The following is an 18,154-nucleotide window of genomic DNA, read 5'->3' as shown; positions in this document are numbered from 1 at the left end:
ACACCATTGACTACAAAACATTCGCGCGCCGAACGGCGATGGGAAGTAACAATACCGCAACTATTTCATTCTTGACACGAAGCGTGCCCAATCTGTGATTCCACGCCACACTTTCCTGTTGCTTTCCACAGACGAATACGTTGACTGTCCAAATAGTGAAGCCACTACACAACAATGCAATTGAAATGGCTTCACCCGCCCGCTTTACGATCCATTACCGCCGCTTCATTGCCGCTTTAAACGCCGCTGCAATGCCTTCAGCCGTGATCCGCTTTGGTGCATGCGATATGAATACAATCGCTAATCGCGTATTCCAGAGCGGGATTGAGCCGCTTTAATCAAACAGCAACGCACATCACACAAGCGGCGTTGACAATCCGGACAGCGGTTAACCCGAATACCCATTGCGCAATACCAGGGGCCGACATCAATCGGCCAATTGCGCCTTTATCCATCGATAGAACTGCTGGATCGCCGCCTCGCGCGGATGCCCTTCACGCCACGTGAAGTAATAGTCGAGTGAGGCTGGAATGCGAACCTGTCCCAACTGCACCAGTTCGCCGCGCTCGATAAAGCCACGCGCGAGTTGCAGGCGCGCCGTGGCCGCCCCTTGCCCGGCCACGGTCGCCTGCAGCAGCAGGCCCGCGTCGTCGAAGACCGGTCCGCGCTCCGGTTCGTCGCCGGCCACGCCCGCGGCCTCGAAGAAGTCGCGCCACGAGCGGCGCGAAAAACGCAGGAGCGGCATGCTCGCGAGATCTTCGATGCGAAAGCCGGGGTGGCGCGCGAGCAAAGCCGGACTGCATACCGCAACGACCTGGTCGTCCAGCAACTTGCGGATCTGGAAACCGGGTTCGTCCACCCGCCGATGCCAGATGCCGACGTCGAAGGGAAACGGGTCGGGCGGCGTAACGTCGGCATGCATGCGCAGCGAGAGGTCGACCATGGGATGGCGGTCGTAAAAGTCGCCCAGGCGCGGAATCAGCCAGACGGAGGCGAAGTCGGACATCACGCTCAACTCGAGTCGCGTCACGCCGCTCACGCCGGGGCGCGTGGCGTCGAGCGCGTCGCGCAGGTCGTCGAGACTGCGGCGCACGCGCTCCGCCAGCTGCGCGCCCGCGGCCGTCGGGATCATGCGGCTGCCCGCGCGGCGGAACAGCTCGACGCCCAGTTCCGTTTCTAGCGCGCGCAGGTGATGGCTCACGGCGCTGTGCGTCAAATGCAATTCTTCCGCGGCGCGGCTGAAACTGCGCCGCCGCGCAGCGGCTTCAAGGGCGCGCAGCGCCTGCAATGGTGGGAGAGATCGGGCCATGACGTCAAATTCTACTCACAATGCCGTCTGAAATCTCTCGCTGGCCTCGCGTACGTCAATCGCCAATAATCGACAGCCAGGCATTCAATCCGCTTTCGCCACAAACATGACCTCACTCAGACTGCGCGTATTCGCCGTATTCGCGCTCGGCTATTTCATTTCATACCTGTTTCGCGGCGTGAATCTCGGCTTCGCGCCGTTTCTTTCGCGTGAGATGGGCTTCACGGCGACCGATCTCGGCACGCTCACGAGCCTCTATTTCCTCGGCTTCGCCGGCGCGCAGATCCCCGGCGGCGTGCTGCTCGACCATTACGGCCCGCGACGCGTGACCGCGTGCGTCATGCTCGTGGCCGCGGCGGGCGCGCTAATCTTCGGCGTCTCGCACAACATGGCCGCGATGATGGTGGGCCGGTTGCTGATCGGCGTGGGCGTGTCGGTGTGCCTCGGCGGCGCGTTCAAGGCCACGGCGCAGCACTTCCCCGTCGCGCAGCTCACGCTCGTGAACGGCCTCGTCATGGCTGTGGGGGGACTAGGCGGCGTGGCTGTGGGCGCGCCGCTCTCGTGGCTGCTCTCGATCGCGCCGTGGCGCGCGGTCAGTCTCGGCCTCTCGGCGCTCACGGTGCTCGTGGCCGCCATCATCTGGATGGGCGGGCCGCGCACGCGCGACACCCACCATCAGGCAAGCGTGCTCGAACAGTTCAAGGGCACCGCGCACATCCTGCGCAGCCATGCGTTCTGGAAGACGGCGACGTTCTCGTCGCTGACCCAGGCCGTGTTCTACGCCATGCAGTCGCTGTGGGTCGGCGCGTTCCTGCGCGACGTCGTGCCGGCCGGCACCGCCGATGCCGGTGCACGCGCGGCTTCGCTCGTTTCCGTGCTGGGCGGCGCATTCATTGTCGGCAACATCGGCTTTGGCGCGCTCGCACGCAGCTTCGAGCGGCGCGGCGTAAGCGTGCAGCTCTTTTCCGGCGTCACGATGCTCGCTTTCGTGCTCGTGCAGGCCTTGCTCGCAGCGCGTGTGCCGCTGCCCGCATCCTTGCTTTGGGCCGCCTACGGCGCGTTCGGCGGCACCGGCATCCTCACTTACGCGGTGCTCGCCGAATATTTTCCGCCGCGCCTGATTGGCCGCGTGAACACCACTTTCACGCTCGTCATCTTTATCGGCATCTTCTTTCTGCAGATCGCGATCGGCGCCGCGCTCGCGCACTGGCCGGCACTCGACGGCCACTACCCGGCGGTCGCGCATCAGACCGTGTGGGCGGTCCTCGTCGTGCTGCAAGTGCTCTGCGCCGTGTGGTATTTCATGCCGTCGCGGCGCGCCGCCGCGCCGCGCCACGCAGTCGAAACGCAATAAGGCGCGCTATCGCGCAAAGCCGCATTGCATGCTATGCGGCTTTGCGTTTCTGCTCACATCGATAGCACGATTTCTTCCTTCGGCACGGCCGGCGCGCCACTATCATGAAGGCGCCCTGCCGTTCGCTTTCCCCATCACATGCAGCGCTTCTGTCGAGAAATGCAAATCTCGATTCATTGGTTGTCCTGATCGGCACGCACGGAAAAGAATGACCCAACGGCAACGACGGCGACGCAAGCTCGCCAGTCTGCGCACCCCGTTTCGTCACCCAGATCCGACCTGCCCATGCGTTCATATCGTGTTCTGCAGTACCTGCTTTGCGCAGCGCTCTCGTTCGTCTCCCTGCATGCCGCAGCCGAAAAGCCCACCGTGATCCGTATCGGCGTCGCGCAGCAAGGCTCGGGCGATCCGCCTACCTTCGGCGGTTCGACCGCGGCCACGGTGCGCAGCCAGCAGTTGCTCGAAAAGGAGTTCGCCGCCGACGGCATCAAGGTCGAGTGGCTTTTCTTCAAGGGCGCGGGCCCGGCTGTGAATGAGGCCATTGCCAACAATGCGCTCGACTTCGCGTATCAAGGCGACTTGCCCTCGGTGCTCGCGCGCGCCAACGGTCTCAAGACCCGCATCCTGCTGGAATCGGGCGTGCGCTCCGGCGTGAAGGTGGGCGTGCCGGCCGATTCGGATATCAAATCGATCAAGGACCTCAAGGACCGGCGGGTCGCCATTTTTCGCGGTACGAACCTGCAACTCGTGGCCGACAACGCACTCGCCGAGAACCAGCTCGACGAACACGCGCTGCACGTGATCAACCTGGATACTGCAAGCTCGCTCGCCGCGCTCGCATCGAAAGGCATCGACGCCTCGGTGAGCGATTACACGCTTTACCGGCTGCGCGACCAGGGGCTTGCCCGCATCGTCTACGAATCGCAGCATGACGGGCCGCAGTTGACGCGCCAGGCGCATTTGCTCGTGCTCGACAACTTCGAGAAGGCGCACCCCGATATCGTGCAGCGCGTAGTCAACGTCTTCGTGCAAGCGGCGCAATGGTCGTCCGACGAGGCAAACCGCGACGCGCTCTTCAAGCTGTGGGCAAAGAGCGGCGTGAGCTACACGTCCTGGCAAGCCGAATTCGGCGAACAGCCTCTGAAGTACCGCAATTCGCCGCTGATCGATCCGTTCATCGTGGCCCGCTACAAGGCCGTTGCGCAGGACGCGCTGCGCCTGAAGCTGATTCGCCAGCCCGTGGACGTCGATTCGTGGTTCGAGCCGCGCTATCTCGACAACGCGCTGCGCACGCAAAAGCTCGAACACTACTGGACCCGCTACGACGCCGCCGGCAAGCCGCTTGGCTGAGCGCACGAGAGGAGCCGCATCATGACGGAAACCGCGATCACGATTGCCAGCGACACGCCGCCTGCGGCACCGCTTATCGACACGGCAACGACACACACACGCTGGCGCGCCGCGCTGCGCGCGGGCGCGTGGCATCTCGCGCCCTGGTTGCTGCCCGCGCTGCTCTTCCTGCTGTGGAGCGTGGGCAGCGCGCATGGCTGGATCGCGCCGCAAATCCTGCCTGCGCCGCAGCGTGTTTATGAAACGTTCGTCGATCTTGCCCAGAGCGGGGAGCTTGCACGCAATACGCTCATCAGCCTGCAACGCGTACTGCTGGGCTTCGCCGGCGGGACCGTGCTTGGCTTGCTGATCGGCGGCGCGCTCGGGCTCTCCCGCACGCTCGAAGCCTGGGTGCTGCCGAGCTTCAACGCGATCGTGCAGATTCCGGTGCTCGGCTGGCTGCCGTTCTTGTTGCTGCTCGTCGGCGTGGGCGAACCGCTCAAGTATCTGCTCATCGCTCACGCGGCGCTCGTGCCGGTCACGCTCAGCACCATACAGGGCTTTCGGCAGACACCGGCGGCACTGGACGAAGTCGCGCGCGTATTCGGCTACACACGCTGGCAACGCATCGTGAGGCTCGTGCTGCCCGCGGCGGTGCCCACGCTCGCCACCGGCGTGCGCCTCGCCTTCACCAAGGCGTGGCTCGCGCTCGTCGTAGTCGAGCTCGTGGCGTCCTCAGAAGGGCTCGGCTATCTGATCGTGTATGGGCGGCAGCTCTTTCAGCTCGATCTCGTGATGGCTTCCGTGGTTGTGGTGGGCGCGGTCGGCCTCGTCATCAACCGGCTGCTCGATGCGCTCGAGCGGCGTTTGCGGCGCGGTACGCCGTCGGCGTTTCGCGCTTGATGGCAGCCAATCACCCCAGAGGAACGTTCGCCATGAAATTATCGCTCGCACGCAAATCCGTGCGCCCCGCCTGCGCCTGCGAAGCAACCATGGAGACCAAACCGCGACGAACTCTCGATCTACGCGGAGCAGCCCTGCCCCTCGTCGCCATTGCGCTGTGGTGGGCCTTGAGCGCCTCGCATCTCGTGAAGAGCGGCCTGCTAGTGAGTCCCGCCGATGTGGTTCGCACCGCTCACGAACAGATCGAGAGCGGCGCGTTGGCCCGAGCGCTTTCAGCATCGCTCGCACGCGAAGCCTGCGGCTTCGCGATCGGCGCCACGGCGGGCCTTCTGCTGGGCGGCGCGCTGGGGCTCTCGCGCATCGCCGCGCGCGTCGTGGGGCCGAGCTTCGACACGTTCAAGCAGATCTCGCTGTTCGCGTGGATTCCGCTCATTTCCGTGTGGTTCGGGCTCGGCGACGCCGCCAAGGTCGTCTTTCTTTCGCTGGCGGCGTTGCTCCCCGTTGCCGCCCACACGTGCGACGGCATTCACGCCGTTCCGCGCCAATACGTCGAACTCGCGCAGGCGCTGCGCTATTCGCGTCTGCAGCTTGTCCGCCACGTCCTGTTGCCGGCCGCACTGCCCTCGATTTTCACGGGCCTCTATCTCGCGCTCATCTATTCGTGGCTCGCCACGCTCGGCGCGGAGTATCTGCTCGTTGCCGGCAGCGGCATCGGCAATCTGCTGATCGACGGCAGCGAACAATTCCGCATGGACCTCGTGCTGTTCGGCATCATCGTCGTGGGTGCGATTGGCTGGGCGCTCAATGCGCTCGCACGCCGCGTGGAGCGAACGGTGCTGGCACGGTTGCATATCACCGCCCAATGATTCGCATTGCCAATCAAATGAACCTGAGAGAAAACCCGATGAGCACCATTGAACCCGAGGGACTCGACATTCTGCACGTGAGCAAGCGTTACGGCGCAGGCGAGTCTGCGCTCGCCGTGCTCGACGATGTGACGCTGCATGTGCGTCCCGGTGAATTCGTGAGCGTGCTCGGCGCGAGCGGATGCGGCAAATCCACGTTGCTGCGCCTCATCGCCGGCCTCGACGCGGGCTATAGCGGCGCAATCATGATGCGCGGCGAGCGCGTAGGCGACACGTCGCTCGAGCGCGGCATCGTGTTCCAGGATCATCGGCTGTTTCCGTGGCTCACCGCCGAACAAAACATTCTGGCGGCGCTGCGCAATGCCCCGCTTTCGGCGCGCAAGAAGCACGTAGCCGTGGCTGAGCACATCGCACTCGTGGGCCTCAAGGGTTTCGAGCGGGCGTATCCGCATCAACTCTCGGGTGGCATGGCGCAGCGCGTAGCGATCGCGCGCGGCCTGGTCAATCGTCCGCGCGTGCTGCTGCTCGACGAACCGTTCGGCGCGCTCGACGCCCTCACGCGCAGCCGCCTGCAAAACGAATTGCTGCGCATCTGGGAAAGCGAACGCATCACGATGATCCTCGTCACCCACGATGTGGACGAGGCGATCTACCTCGGTGACCGCGTCGTGACGATGGCGCCGCGCCCCGGCCGCATCCGTCGCATCGTCGACGTGGCATTGCCGCGCCCGCGCGAGCGCGCCGATCCGCGCTTCGTGCGGCTGCGCGACGAAATCCTCGCAGACTTCTCCGATGGAACGACACCGCCCGGCGACACGTTGCTGGCCGACGCCCCTGCCCATTCTTCAGGTCAATGGCGCATGGCATGGTGAACGCGCCGACCGACTGGTCGGTCGCGTTCCCTCTCTCTTCTTGATCCCGACACTCCCGGCGACACCCCGGATGGGCCAATTGCGCGCGGCGTGAGAAAATCTCGTTTCGAACGGAAACGCACGCCGCGCAGGCGCCCCACTCGGCAAGCCAACTTTCCCGCACTTAGCTGTCTTTTCGGCCGGTTTATCGACATATCCCGCCGGTTCGACACCTCGATACCGGGAAGGCGGCTGTCTCGCGCAGCGTGACGCGAAGTTTTCCGATCCGCCAAGGGTCGGCTCAGCGTAAACTCCCGCTGTTGCCATTCGATAGTGTCGATTCATGATAAAGAGAGAAACATCCATGCCAGACAACACCCACTCGCACGACGATCACTCCGATTCGTGCGGCTGCGATCTGTTACACCTGCTCGACGGCGTGGACGAATTCACTCATCACGTTTTCCCGGGCAACAAGGAGCTGTTCCACAGCCTCGCCCATAGCCAGGCGCCGCACACGCTGTTCATCACCTGCGCCGACTCGCGCGTTTCGCCGGAAATGATCACGCAGGCCAAGCCCGGTGATCTGTTCGTTTGCCGCAACATCGGCAATATCGTGCCGGCCTATGGCGAAATGCTCGGCGGCGTGTCGGCCGTCGTGGAATTTGCGGTGCTCGCGCTCAACGTGAAGCAGATCGTGCTGTGCGGCCATACCGACTGCGGCGCGATGAAGGGCCTCGCCTCGGGCGCGGAAGCCACGGCCAACATGCCCACGGTGCAGGCATGGCTGCGCAACGCGGAAGCCGCACGCAGCGTGGTGAAGACGCGCGGTCTGGACGACGACCACATCGTCCAGGCGCTCGTCGAAGAAAACGTCCGCCTGCAACTCACGCACCTTCGCACGCACCCCGCGGTGGCGGCGCGCGTGGCCCAGGGCCAGCTCGAACTGCAGGGCTGGGTCTATGACATCGGCCACGGCAAGGTCACCGTGCTGGACGAAGCACATGGCAAGTTCCTGTCGCTCGCCGAGGCGCGCTCGCGCCTGCGCAAGCGCGTCGAGGAATAATGGCCGGGCGCTGACACGCCCAAGCTTCACGCCCGCTCTCAGGCTGGCGCCGGGGCGGCGGTTCTCGCCGCCCCATTCATCCCCATATTCATTCCGCATGAACTGAAGTGCGCCCACCAAGCATTTCGGATCTTGTCGGGAAACTATCTCAATCTACGCAATAATTCTTTTCGAATTAGGGGTTTACCCTAGGACGAAACGCGACTACACTGGCGCCCGTACTACATGCGGCGCCCTGCCGCACAAGAAGAAGAATTCCGGAGGTTGGTCGCTTATGCAGCACGTTGCCCCGCCGTCGCATCACCTGTCTCATCCCGGCTTCAATCGCACTACCGGCGCATTGCGTCGTCCCACGCTTCGCTAGTTCAGCGCGCGTGTCCTGCCGTCGCGCACGCGCCCAGGCAGGCGAACTTTCAAGGCCCACTCCGCGTCATCGCCGTTTCATACCGCTGCTTACATCGCGGCACACGGCGCGCGCCTTTGCGCGTATGGACGCCCGGTAATGGGCTTCGCACCCGTCACGGGCCGAGCGCCCGGTTACCGAAGGAGAAGCATCCGTGGAGTCCGCGCAGAACTGTCAGTCGAAAGTCGAAGTCAAGCTGTTCCTGCACCCCGAAGACCATTACCGCGCAATGGCCGCCGCGAAGACACTCAATCTCGCGGAACGCGAGTTCTTCGCCCTGGCGCTGCATCTGGGCGCGACCCAGATCCTGCGCCAGGCCGAAGCGGCTTGAGGCAACCTCGCTCAGCGAAGACTCTCGTCAAACCGGCGACGGATTGCGCTCGGCGAACCCCTCCTGGTGCCAGTAGGGATAAACAGGGCGCACGGCGCTCGCGGCGTCGAGCTTCGCGACCTGTTCGGGCGTGAGATTCCAGCCGACCGCACCGAGGTTCTGGCGCAACTGCGCCTCGTCGCGCGCGCCGATCAGCACCGTCGCGACCGTCGGGCGCTGCAGCAGCCAGTTCAATGCAATCTGCGGCACGGTCTTGCCGGTTTCCTTCGCGATCTCGTCGATGGCGTCGAGCACGCGAAAGAGGTATTCGTCCGGCACCGGCGGACCCTGCTCCGCCGTTTTATGCAGACGGCTCTTCTCCGGCAGCGGCTGGCCGCGCCGGATCTTGCCCGTCAAACGCCCCCAACCCAGCGGGCTCCACACCACGGCGCCCACGCCCTGATCGAGCCCGAGCGGCATCAATTCCCACTCGTAGTCGCGGCCGATCAGCGAGTAGTACGTCTGGTTCGCGACGTACCGCGGGTAGCCGTAGCGATCGGCCACCGCCAGCGATTTCATCAGGTGCCAGCCCGAGAAGTTCGACACGCCCGTATAGAGAATCTTGCCCGCGCGCACGAGTTCATCGAGCGTGGACAGCACTTCCTCGGCCGGTGTGCGCGCATCGAAACCATGCAACTGGAACAGGTCGATATGGTCGGTCTGCAGACGTTTGAGCGCCGCGTCAACCGCGCGCTTCAGGTGAAAGCGCGACGAGCCCACGTTATTGGGTTCGTCGTCGAAGCGGAAGGTCGCCTTGGTCGAGATGATCGCCTTGTCGCGGCGCCCCTTGAGCGCTTCGCCGAGCACCGACTCCGACGCGCCGCTCGAATAGATATCCGCGGTATCGAACATCGTCACGCCGGCGTCGAGGCAAATGTCGATGAGCTTTCGCGCTTCGGCAACGTCGGTTGCGCCCCAGGCCTCGAAGAACTCGCCTTTGCCGCCGAACGTGCCGGTGCCGAAACTCAGCACCGGCACCTTCATTCCAGACGCACCCAGAAAACGGTATTCCATTTCCGATCCTCCATTGATCAAGGGAGTTGACGATGAGATGCCGACAGCGCACGAGTCTACGCGCTTCGATTTGGGCTTGCCGCGAAGGTCTCACAGGGCCGCCGCCCGCCGCGCGGCTGTACAGATGCTTTTGCGTATTGGAAACTGTCGCCTTTCGCTACGGGCTTTTGGCTTCACGATCCGGTCCGCACGATTCCGATCGGCACGAGTCGCCACAATTCGCCCGCAGACCGCACAGGACCCGCACCACGATGACGTTGATTCCCCTCTCCTGCGCGGAGGCGCAATGACCGCTCCCGCGCAACGTTCTTCCGGCGTCGGCTGGCTGCCGTACCTCGTCGCCGCCACGTTCTTCATGGAGTATCTGGACACGACCGTCATCGCCACGGCGCTGCCGCAGATGGCGCGCTCGTTCGGCATCGGTCCGAATAGCCTGAGCCTCGGCGTGACCGCCTATATGCTCGCGCTCGCCATCTTCATTCCGGCCAGCGGCTGGGTGGCGGACCGCTGCGGCGCGCGCACCGTGTTCTTCGGCGCCGTGGTCACGTTCACGGTCGCGTCCGTGCTGTGCGGGATCTCGCAGAACGTCGACGAGTTCGTGGCCGCGCGCATTCTGCAAGGCATCGGCGGCGCGATGATGGTGCCGGTCGGGCGCATGGTCGTCGTGCGCAGCACCGAGAAAAGCAAGCTCATGCAGGCGATCTCGACGATCACCTGGCCCGCCATCGCCGCACCCGTGGTGGGACCGCCGATCGGCGGCTTCATTACGACCTACGCGTCGTGGCGCTGGATCTTTCTGCTGAACGTGCCGTTCGGCATTGCCGTGCTCGCGGCCATCGCCGCGATCGTGCCGAACCTGCGCGGCGAGCAGCGCCGGCCGCTCGATGTTACGGGCCTCGTGCTGAGCGGGGCGTCGCTGACCGCCATTCTCTACGGCGCGGAACTCGCGAGTCAGGTTGGCCAGAATCCGTGGCGCGCGGTGGCGATCGTTGCGGCGGGCGTCGCGATCGGCGTCGTCGCGTTCGTGCATGCGAAGCGTCATCCGCATCCGCTCGTCGATGTTTCCACGCTGAAGGTCCCGACGTTTTCCGTCACGATCGTGACCGGCTCGATCACGCGTATCGGCATCGGCGCGGCGCCTTATCTGATGCCGCTGATGTTCCAGATCGGCTTCGGTCTCTCCGCGTTCAAGTCCGGCCTGCTGCTGCTCGCGAGCGCGCTCGGCAATCTCGGCATGAAGGCGCTCACCACGCGCATTCTGGAACGCTGGGGCTTCCGGCTCGTTTCGGTTGTGGACGTGAGCGTGGCGGGCGTCTCGCTGATCGCGTGCGGCCTGCTCACGCCCGGCACGCCGCTCGCCATCGTGCTGATCGTCGTGTTCGTGTACGGCGTGACGCGCTCGATGCAGTTTTCCACCCTCGCAACGCTCGCCTACGCCGATGTCGCGCAGCCGCAGATGAGCGCGGCCAGCACGCTCTGGAGCGCGGCGGCGCAGATGACCATTGGCCTTGGCATCGCATTCGGCGCGCTCGCGCTGCGGGTGGCCGCGCACGTCAACGGCGAAACGACCGGCCATGTGTTCACGCTCGACGACTTCCGGCTCGCCTTTCTCGGCGCCGGCGTGCTCACGCTGATTTCGGTGTGGGGGTATGCGCAGATGGCGCGCGACGCGGGACAGAACGTGGGCGGCGGCTCGCGCAGGCAGCGCGCCTAGGGAGCACCGCGCGCCGGGCGGCGCGCGGCGGAACGACCGTTATTTGGAAAGGCTTGCCCGCACGGTGTATTCCGGTTCCTCGCCCGCTTCGAGTTCATCGGCATGTTCATGCGCGGCGTGGAACTCGTTGGACAGCGGCTCGACCGGATAACCGTGGCGCTCCCAGGCGTCGAGGCCGCCCCTGAGCGCGCGCGCATGGTAGATGTGCTTGTTGCGCAACTGATCGACGATGCGCTTGGCCGTCGCTTCGTTCGGGCACACGCAGTACACGACGATCGGACGCCCGAGCAACTCGGGCGACAGTTCTTCGCTCGATTCGAGATTCAGCGGCCGCGCGCCGGGAATCCGGTAGGCCTCTTTCTCGCGCACGGTTTGCGGGCGCGCGTCGAGCACGATGGGCGGCGCGCTCGACTTCATCATCTCGTCGAGCTGATCGGGCGAAATACGATGCGTGGCAAGCCAGTGGCGGAACTGCATGCGCCGCAGCCAGCGCCAGCCAAGGAACAGCACGCCCGCCACGGCGAGCACGTCGAAGATCGTCATGCCGTTCGCACGCACGAACGCCGCGAAACGCACGATTTCGGCATGCAGCGCCGCGCCGCCGAGCAACCAGGTGCCCGCCCACAACGCCGCACCAACCGTGTCCCAAAGCAGGAAGACGTGCACGGCCACCGTTGTCGTACCGAGCAGCGGCGCGGAAATCAGGCCGAGCCCCGGCACGAACTTCGCCACCGCGAGAATGGGCGCGCCGTAGCGCTCGAATACATTGCGCGCGATGCGGATGGTGGTGTCCAGCGACAGCGAAAAGCGCACGAGCCCATTGAGCAGACGCCGCCCACGCTTGCGGCCCGCGGCGAACCACAGCGAATCGGCCAGCAGCGTCGCGATTACGGCCGCCAGCAACAGGCTTGTGTAGGATGTCTCGCCGCCCGCTGCCATCGTGCCCGCGAGAATCAGCACCGGCGCGGCCGGCACGGGCACGCCCAGTTGCGTGACGAGTACGCTGAGAAAGACCGCTCCGGCGCCGAAATCGGGTGGAATCGCGGTGGGGAGCGTCAACATTTGGAGATAACCTGCGCGCAGGGATGTTCAGGTAAGGAAACATGACGCGAATACCGCGCCGGCCGAGGGTGGAGATTACCCCAACGTGCCGTTCCCTGCTTACGTTGACGCAAAGCTTACGAGGGCGCCCCGCAGGCCGATCCGACCCCGCTGCAGGCGCTTTCGCGCTGGTGCGAAACGATGCTAATCTCGTAAAAGTCGCCTTTTTAGCCGTTTTCCGTTAAGAAACATGCGTTACTGGCATCTCGATCGACCGAGGCAGGCAGGTCAATTCGACCTCTCGCGCGTCACCAGCCTCGTTTCGGCCATCGGCCGCGACGACGCCAACGCGCTCGCCGCCGAAGTGCTGAACATGCTCGGGCCGGCGACGTCGGTCACGCAATGCACGGTGTTCGCGTACGAATTCGGCAACCGCCCGCGCACGGTTTCCGTGGCCGATCATCGCGGCGGGCGCTTCCTGCGCGACGTCGCCGACACTTACGCGCGCCTCTTCTACGCGCTCGACGGCAATCAGCAGATCGTCAACGGCGGTTCGGCCGACAAGCCGGGCTCGTCACTCGTTCTGCACTGGCAAAGCAGCGCCGACATCGCGCACGACGGTTACCGCACCGCCTGCTACGCCACGCCCAACGTATCCGACCGGCTCTCCCTGCTGCTGCAGCCGGCCGCCGATATCTGGCTTTCCGTGAACCTGTACCGCGAAAGCGATGCCGGCAATTTTCAGCCGGCCGAAGTCGAACTGGTCGAATCGCTCGCGCCGCTGATCGGCGAGTCGGCGCGGCATCACTACACGATTCGCGGCCAGAGCCAGCTCGGCATTCCTCAGATGATGCTTGCGCGCCTGCGCGGGCTCTGCCCCACGCTGTCCAAACGCGAACTCGACGCCCTGCGCGGCGTGCTCGAAGGACGCAGCGCCGTTGAAATCGCCGAATGCATGGGCGTGAAGCCCAGCAGCGTCGTGACTTATCAGAAACGCGCGTACCAGCGGCTGGGGATTTCGAGCCAGCGCCAGCTCTTTGCTCTATGTCTGGCGACGGATCAGAGCTAGTTCACCGCCGCAAACCCTCGTCTCCTGCCGTAAGCCTCCTGTACCCAAATTGAGGACAGCGGGCCGCGCCTCGCGCTCCATACTGCCTTCATCGCCAGCGCCTCCGCTCGGGGCAAGCCGGCAAGCACAAGACTTACGTATGGAGACGCATTCCCCATGAGCGCCGAATTCAAACCTTATCCGTTCGAGGCGAAGCAGTACGCCGCGCGCCTGCCCGTACTCGAAGGCGGCCGTGAAGCCCAGCGCCACGCCGTGACCATCGTCGGCGGCGGCCCGGTAGGCCTCGCCATCGCGCTCGGTCTCGCGAAGCACGGCGTGCACTCGGTGCTGATCGAAGCCGACGAGTCGGTCTGCTACGGCAGCCGCGCGATCTGCATCTCGCGCCGCAGCCTCGAAATCATCGAACGCCTTGGCGCGCTCGACGGTTTCCTCGCCAAAGGCCTGCCGTGGACGGGTGGGCGCAGCTTCTATCGCAACGACGAAGTGCTGCACTTCACGATGCCGCAGGACGAAAACCAGAAGCTGCCGCCGATGGTCAACCTCGCGCAGTACCACATCGAGCAGTTTCTGCTCGATGCTGCCGAACAGCACGCCGACCTGATCGACATTCGCTGGCAAACGAGAGTCACGGCCCTGCAAGAAGACGCGCATGGCGCCACGCTCTCGCTCTCCTCGCCCGCAGGCGACTACACCGCGCAGACCGACTGGCTCATCGCCGCGGACGGCGGCCGCAGCACGGTGCGCGAAGCGCTCGGCCTGAAGCTCCAGGGCACGAGCTACGAGGGTCGCTATGTGATCGTCGACATCCTGCTCGACAGCGCGCGGCCTACGGAGCGCCTCGCGTATTTCGATCCGGCGTCGAATCCCGGCTCGACCGTGCTCGTCCACAAGCAGCCCGACAACGTGTGGCGCATCGACTATCAACTGCGCGACGGCGAAGACGCCGACGAAGCGATCAAGCCCGAAAACGTCATGCCGCGCGTGCAGAGCCTGCTCGACATGATGGGCGAGAAGGCGTCGTGGTCGCCGGTCTGGATCACGATCTACAAGGCCAACGCACTCACGCTCGAGCGCTATCGGCATGGCCGCGTGCTGTTCGCGGGCGACGCGGCGCACCTCGTGCCGATCTTCGGCGTGCGCGGCGCGAACTCGGGCATCGACGACGCCGACAATCTGGCGTGGAAACTCGCCTATGTCGTGAAGGGGCTCGCGAGTGACGCATTGCTCGACAGCTACTCCGACGAGCGCGTCTACGCCGCGCACGAAAACTTGAGCTACGGCACGAAGAGCACGGAATTCATGGCGCCGCCGTCGTTCGCCTTCGATCTGATGCGCACCGCCGTGCTGAGCCTCGCGCGCGAGCACGCCGCCGTGCGCTCGCTGATCAATCCGCGCCAGACTTCGGCCATCGCCTACACGGCCTCGCCGCTCAATGCGGCCTCCGACGCCTTCGCAAACGGTCCCGCGCCGGGCACGGTGCTGCCCGAATGCCCGCTCACGATCGTCGATCAGGCAGGCGCGCGCGCAGGCCACGTGACCGACTTGATCGCGCCGTGCTTCACGGCGTTCTACTTCAGCGAGGATGGCGCAACGCCCGCCCCGATCGCCGCGCTCGAAACGACGTTGGCCGCACGCGCGCTGCCGTTCGCGCTGGTGCCGCTCGCGCAGCGCCAGCGCGCCGATACGCCATGCCGCAGCGGCTGGGACCACACGGGACGCCTGTTCCCGATGTACGGCGCGCAGCCCGGCACGCTCTACCTCGTGCGCCCGGACGGCCACGTGCTCGGCCGCTGGCACGGCGACGCCGGCACGGTCGCCGCGCAAGCATTCGCCGCCCTCGACCATGCGCTGTGCGCCTGAGCGCTGGCGCAATCAAGTACAGATGGAGATAGCCATGACCGACAGCGAACTCGACACCGTCTACACGCACTTGTGCAAGACCATGACCAATCTGGGCGAAGCCAACGGCTCGCTCTTTCTCGCGCGCTTTGCGCTGCTCGCGATCGAGCGGATCGGCAACGCGCAAACCTGCGTCGGCTTGATCGATGCGGCGGGTGAGAACGTTTCGGCGGCCGCGCCGAAATAAAGGAAAACGCAGCGCGCCTTAGCGCTGCGCCGACTGCACGAGGCGCGCGAGGCGCGAGCGGTTGGTGACGCCGAGCTTCTGAAACGAACGATCGAGATGCGTGCGCACGGTCGTATAAGAAATGCCTAGCCGCTCGGCGATCTCCTTGTCGAGCAGCCCTTCCACCACGAGCGCGACCACGTCGCGCTCGCGCCGCGTCAAGCGGCTGATCGCTTCGTTATCTGCGGCGGATGTCTCGCCTTGCGTCGGCTGAGCGTGCGCCGCCTGCGCGCGCGAGCGCGCCAGTGCAGCGATGAAGGCCGGACGCAACAGATCGAACAGCACCCGTTCCCGATCGGAAAAAGGCTCGCTCCGCTTGCCGCGCCGAACGCGCAGATGATCGAGATTCTCTTCGCCCGACCAGATGAACAGATCCGCGCTCGCATGCAGGCCATCGGCGCGCAGCAGTTCGAGCAGACGCCGCCCCACCTCGAGGCGCAACGCGCCCTCCGGCAGGATATGGTCGGCCAGCAGCTTGAAGACATCGGCGATCAACGCGAGTTCGCGGCTCGTCAGGTCCATGCTCAGGTACAACGAGAAGTGGGCGCGCGCCTCACTTGCATGGCGGCGCAAACGTCAGAACCAAACGAACCTCGCCTGACGAATTCAATATGCGGTCTGACTGTGAAGCTGTACAGCCGTGTAGCTGTGGAACGGAAGTGCCGAAAAGAAAATGGGGCGGCAAACGCCGCCCCAAGAAAAACACACGCCGGCAAAGGGCTGTCTTCCGCCGGAGGTTGCATAGTACGCGATGAATAACCGCGCGGCATCCCCAAATTTGAGGACAAACGCTCACGTCATGCAAACTTTTACCACCCCATGCCAGGTTGCCGATGCGAAACGGTTAGCTTTCATGCGCGGCGCATGGTTTCGCATCGGCATCGCGGTTTTACTGGATCAAACGCGACACGCCACGGCCGCGCGGATCGGAAACCGCGTCGGGCGTATCGCCGTTGATACGGATCGCCTGAATGTCGCCATTGAAGCTCTGCCCCTTCAGCACGTAGCCCTTCGCTTCGACCTGCTTGGCGAGTTCACCGTCGATGGGCTGGTACGGCTCCCAGAAAATCGTGTTGGGCGGCAGCAACTGGTGGTGGAAGCGCATCGCCGCCACCGCGTCCTTCAACGGCATGTCGAAGTCGTAGTTGTTGTTGATCACCTGGAAGATCGACGTGAAGATGCGCGAACCGCCCGGCGTGCCGATCACGAGCGCCACCTTGCCGTCCTTCGTGAGAATGGTCGGCGTCATCGACGACAGCGGACGCTTCTTCGGCTGGATCGCGTTCGCGTCGCTGCCCACCACGCCGAACATGTTCGGCACGCCCGGCTTGGATGCGAAATCGTCCATCTCGTCGTTGAGCACGATGCCGGCGCCCGGCACGACCACGCCTGAACCGAAGTAGCCGTTGATCGTGTACGTGTTCGAGACGGCATTGCCCCACTTGTCGACCACCGAGAAGTGCGTCGTTTCCGCCTTTTCCGGCATCGAGGTGCCAAGGCCCGGCTGCACGCTCTTGGTGTCGGAAGGCTTGTCCGGATCGACTTCGGCGGCGCGCTTCGCAAGGTACGCGTCGTCGGTGAGCTGCGCGACCGGCACCTTGTAGAAGTCGGGGTCGCCGAGATATTGCGCGCGATCCGCGAACACGCGTTTCTCGATCTCCGAGATCAGGTGGATGTACTGCGGCGAATTGAGCGGCACGTCCTTGAACTGCGGCGCGAGCATCGCCTTCATCTTGAGCAGCTGCACGAGGCCCACGCCACCCGAACTCGGGGGCGGCGCGGTGATGATTTCATAGCCGTTCCACTTCGCCTCGACCGGCTGACGCCACACGGCCTTGTACTCCTGCAGATCGCGCTTCGTGATGAGGCCATGACCCTTCATCGAGGCGGCGATCAAGTCGGCGGTCTTGCCGTCGTAGAAGTCCTTCGCGCCCTGGTTCGCAATGCGCGTGAGCACATTGGCGAGATCGGGCTGCTTGAACGTCACGCCCTCCTTCAGGTCGCCGAAGTATTCGTCGAAGTTGGTCTTGCCGGCAAAGTCCTTCTCTGCGGCCTCGCGGCGCTTGGCAAGCTGCTCATCGACGACAAAACCGTCGCGGGCGTACTTGATTGCGGGCGCGAGCACCTGCTTCCACGGCAGCTTGCCGAAGCGCTTCTGCGCTTCCCACATGCCCTCCACGGTGCCCGGCACGCCAACGGCGTCGTAGCCATACAGACTCTTGCCCTCGATCACGTTGCCCTTGTCGTCGAGGTACATCGTGCGCGTGGCGGCGAGCGGCGCGCGCTCGCGATAGTCGAGGAAGTACGGTTTGCCGTTCACGTAGAGCGTCATGAACCCGCCGCCGCCGATGTTGCCGGCTTCCGGGTACGTCACGGCGAGCGAAAAGGCGATGGCGACCGCCGCGTCGACGGCGTTGCCGCCCTCCTTGAAGATCTGCTCGGCGGCATCGGCCGCGTACTTGTCGGCAACGGCCACCGCCGCTGCGTTGAGGACCGCAGGGCGTTGCGCCGTGTCCTTCGCAAAGGCCGGTGTGGCTTCGAGGAAGCCCGTGGACAAAGCGGATAGCGAAAGCAGTGCGAGAGTGGCAGCGGAAATTTTCGTTTTTTCAACCAGCTTCATTGAGTGCACCCCATGATTCGGTTTGTAGGGCCTACCGGATACCTGCCTTGGCCTTATAGCACGCCAGGAAAACGATTGCGATCCGGCGATCCGCTGATTCCACAGTTGTGCAAAGCGAAC

At 64.5% G+C, this 18,154-nt stretch carries 16 protein-coding genes; 11 read left to right on the top strand and 5 right to left on the bottom strand.

Annotated elements, in window-relative coordinates; translation table 11 throughout:
• Positions 1 to 427: 427 nt before the first annotated feature.
• Positions 428 to 1,309, bottom strand: a complete 882-nt coding sequence (locus tag U5A57_RS11375; protein WP_321910842.1) for a LysR substrate-binding domain-containing protein — start codon at positions 1,307 to 1,309, stop codon at positions 428 to 430.
• Between the two features lie 106 nt (positions 1,310 to 1,415).
• Here U5A57_RS11375 and U5A57_RS11370 point away from each other — a divergent pair, with 106 nt between their 5' ends.
• The 7 genes from U5A57_RS11370 (at position 1,416) to U5A57_RS11340 (ending at position 8,412) form a co-directional block, all read left to right on the top strand.
• Positions 1,416 to 2,663: an MFS transporter gene (locus tag U5A57_RS11370; RefSeq protein WP_321910840.1), complete on the top strand. Its 1,248-nt coding sequence runs from the start codon at positions 1,416 to 1,418 to the stop codon at positions 2,661 to 2,663.
• Between the two features lie 285 nt (positions 2,664 to 2,948).
• Positions 2,949 to 4,013: an ABC transporter substrate-binding protein gene (locus U5A57_RS11365; protein WP_321910838.1), complete on the top strand. Its 1,065-nt coding sequence runs from the start codon at positions 2,949 to 2,951 to the stop codon at positions 4,011 to 4,013.
• 21 nt (positions 4,014 to 4,034) lie between these two features.
• Positions 4,035 to 4,895: an ABC transporter permease gene (locus U5A57_RS11360; RefSeq protein ID WP_321910837.1), complete on the top strand. Its 861-nt coding sequence runs from the start codon at positions 4,035 to 4,037 to the stop codon at positions 4,893 to 4,895.
• An 89-nt stretch (positions 4,896 to 4,984) separates the two neighbouring features.
• Positions 4,985 to 5,761 (top strand): ABC transporter permease, encoded by a 777-nt coding sequence (locus tag U5A57_RS11355; protein WP_321910883.1) that lies wholly within the window; start codon positions 4,985 to 4,987, stop codon positions 5,759 to 5,761.
• A gap of 38 nt (positions 5,762 to 5,799) precedes the next feature.
• Positions 5,800 to 6,633, top strand: coding sequence for an ABC transporter ATP-binding protein (locus U5A57_RS11350; RefSeq protein WP_321910836.1), 834 nt, complete (start codon positions 5,800 to 5,802; stop codon positions 6,631 to 6,633).
• A 343-nt stretch (positions 6,634 to 6,976) separates the two neighbouring features.
• Positions 6,977 to 7,678: a carbonic anhydrase gene (locus tag U5A57_RS11345; protein ID WP_321910835.1), complete on the top strand. Its 702-nt coding sequence runs from the start codon at positions 6,977 to 6,979 to the stop codon at positions 7,676 to 7,678.
• A gap of 557 nt (positions 7,679 to 8,235) precedes the next feature.
• Positions 8,236 to 8,412, top strand: a complete 177-nt coding sequence (locus U5A57_RS11340) for a hypothetical protein (RefSeq protein ID WP_321910834.1) — start codon at positions 8,236 to 8,238, stop codon at positions 8,410 to 8,412.
• Positions 8,413 to 8,439: 27 nt separating this feature from the next.
• Here the strand turns inward: U5A57_RS11340 and U5A57_RS11335 are convergent, their stop codons facing one another.
• Positions 8,440 to 9,465: an aldo/keto reductase gene (locus U5A57_RS11335; RefSeq protein ID WP_321910833.1), complete on the bottom strand. Its 1,026-nt coding sequence runs from the start codon at positions 9,463 to 9,465 to the stop codon at positions 8,440 to 8,442.
• A gap of 286 nt (positions 9,466 to 9,751) precedes the next feature.
• On the opposite strand from U5A57_RS11335, the gene U5A57_RS11330 reads away from it, so the two are divergent.
• Positions 9,752 to 11,179, top strand: coding sequence for an MFS transporter (locus U5A57_RS11330; RefSeq protein ID WP_321910831.1), 1,428 nt, complete (start codon positions 9,752 to 9,754; stop codon positions 11,177 to 11,179).
• Positions 11,180 to 11,218: 39 nt separating this feature from the next.
• On the opposite strand, the gene U5A57_RS11325 is transcribed toward U5A57_RS11330, so the two are convergent.
• Positions 11,219 to 12,241: a VTT domain-containing protein gene (locus U5A57_RS11325; RefSeq protein ID WP_321910830.1), complete on the bottom strand. Its 1,023-nt coding sequence runs from the start codon at positions 12,239 to 12,241 to the stop codon at positions 11,219 to 11,221.
• A 229-nt stretch (positions 12,242 to 12,470) separates the two neighbouring features.
• On the opposite strand from U5A57_RS11325, the gene U5A57_RS11320 reads away from it, so the two are divergent.
• From U5A57_RS11320 to U5A57_RS11310, 3 genes are all read left to right on the top strand, one after another.
• Entirely contained in the window at positions 12,471 to 13,289 is an 819-nt protein-coding gene (locus U5A57_RS11320) for a helix-turn-helix transcriptional regulator (RefSeq protein ID WP_321910829.1), read from the top strand.
• A 156-nt stretch (positions 13,290 to 13,445) separates the two neighbouring features.
• A complete protein-coding gene (locus U5A57_RS11315; RefSeq protein WP_321910828.1) occupies positions 13,446 to 15,149 on the top strand; it encodes an FAD-dependent oxidoreductase in 1,704 nt (567 codons plus the stop codon).
• A gap of 34 nt (positions 15,150 to 15,183) precedes the next feature.
• Positions 15,184 to 15,375, top strand: coding sequence for a hypothetical protein (locus U5A57_RS11310; RefSeq protein WP_321910827.1), 192 nt, complete (start codon positions 15,184 to 15,186; stop codon positions 15,373 to 15,375).
• Between the two features lie 18 nt (positions 15,376 to 15,393).
• Here U5A57_RS11310 and U5A57_RS11305 read toward each other — a convergent pair whose 3' ends face one another.
• Both U5A57_RS11305 and ggt read right to left on the bottom strand, forming a co-directional pair.
• Positions 15,394 to 15,936 carry a helix-turn-helix transcriptional regulator gene (locus tag U5A57_RS11305; protein ID WP_321910825.1) on the bottom strand — a complete coding sequence of 181 codons (543 nt, stop codon included), beginning with the start codon at positions 15,934 to 15,936 and terminating at the stop codon, positions 15,394 to 15,396.
• 367 nt (positions 15,937 to 16,303) lie between these two features.
• Positions 16,304 to 18,034, bottom strand: a complete 1,731-nt coding sequence (ggt, locus tag U5A57_RS11300; protein ID WP_321910823.1) for a gamma-glutamyltransferase — start codon at positions 18,032 to 18,034, stop codon at positions 16,304 to 16,306.
• Between the last annotated feature and the right edge of the window lie 120 nt (positions 18,035 to 18,154).

It is taken from the genome of Paraburkholderia sp. J11-2 (assembly GCF_905220185.1).
Lineage (GTDB): Bacteria > Pseudomonadota > Gammaproteobacteria > Burkholderiales > Burkholderiaceae > Paraburkholderia.
Note: the sequence above shows the minus strand (reverse complement) of the source record. Positions and strands in the feature narration are given on the sequence as shown.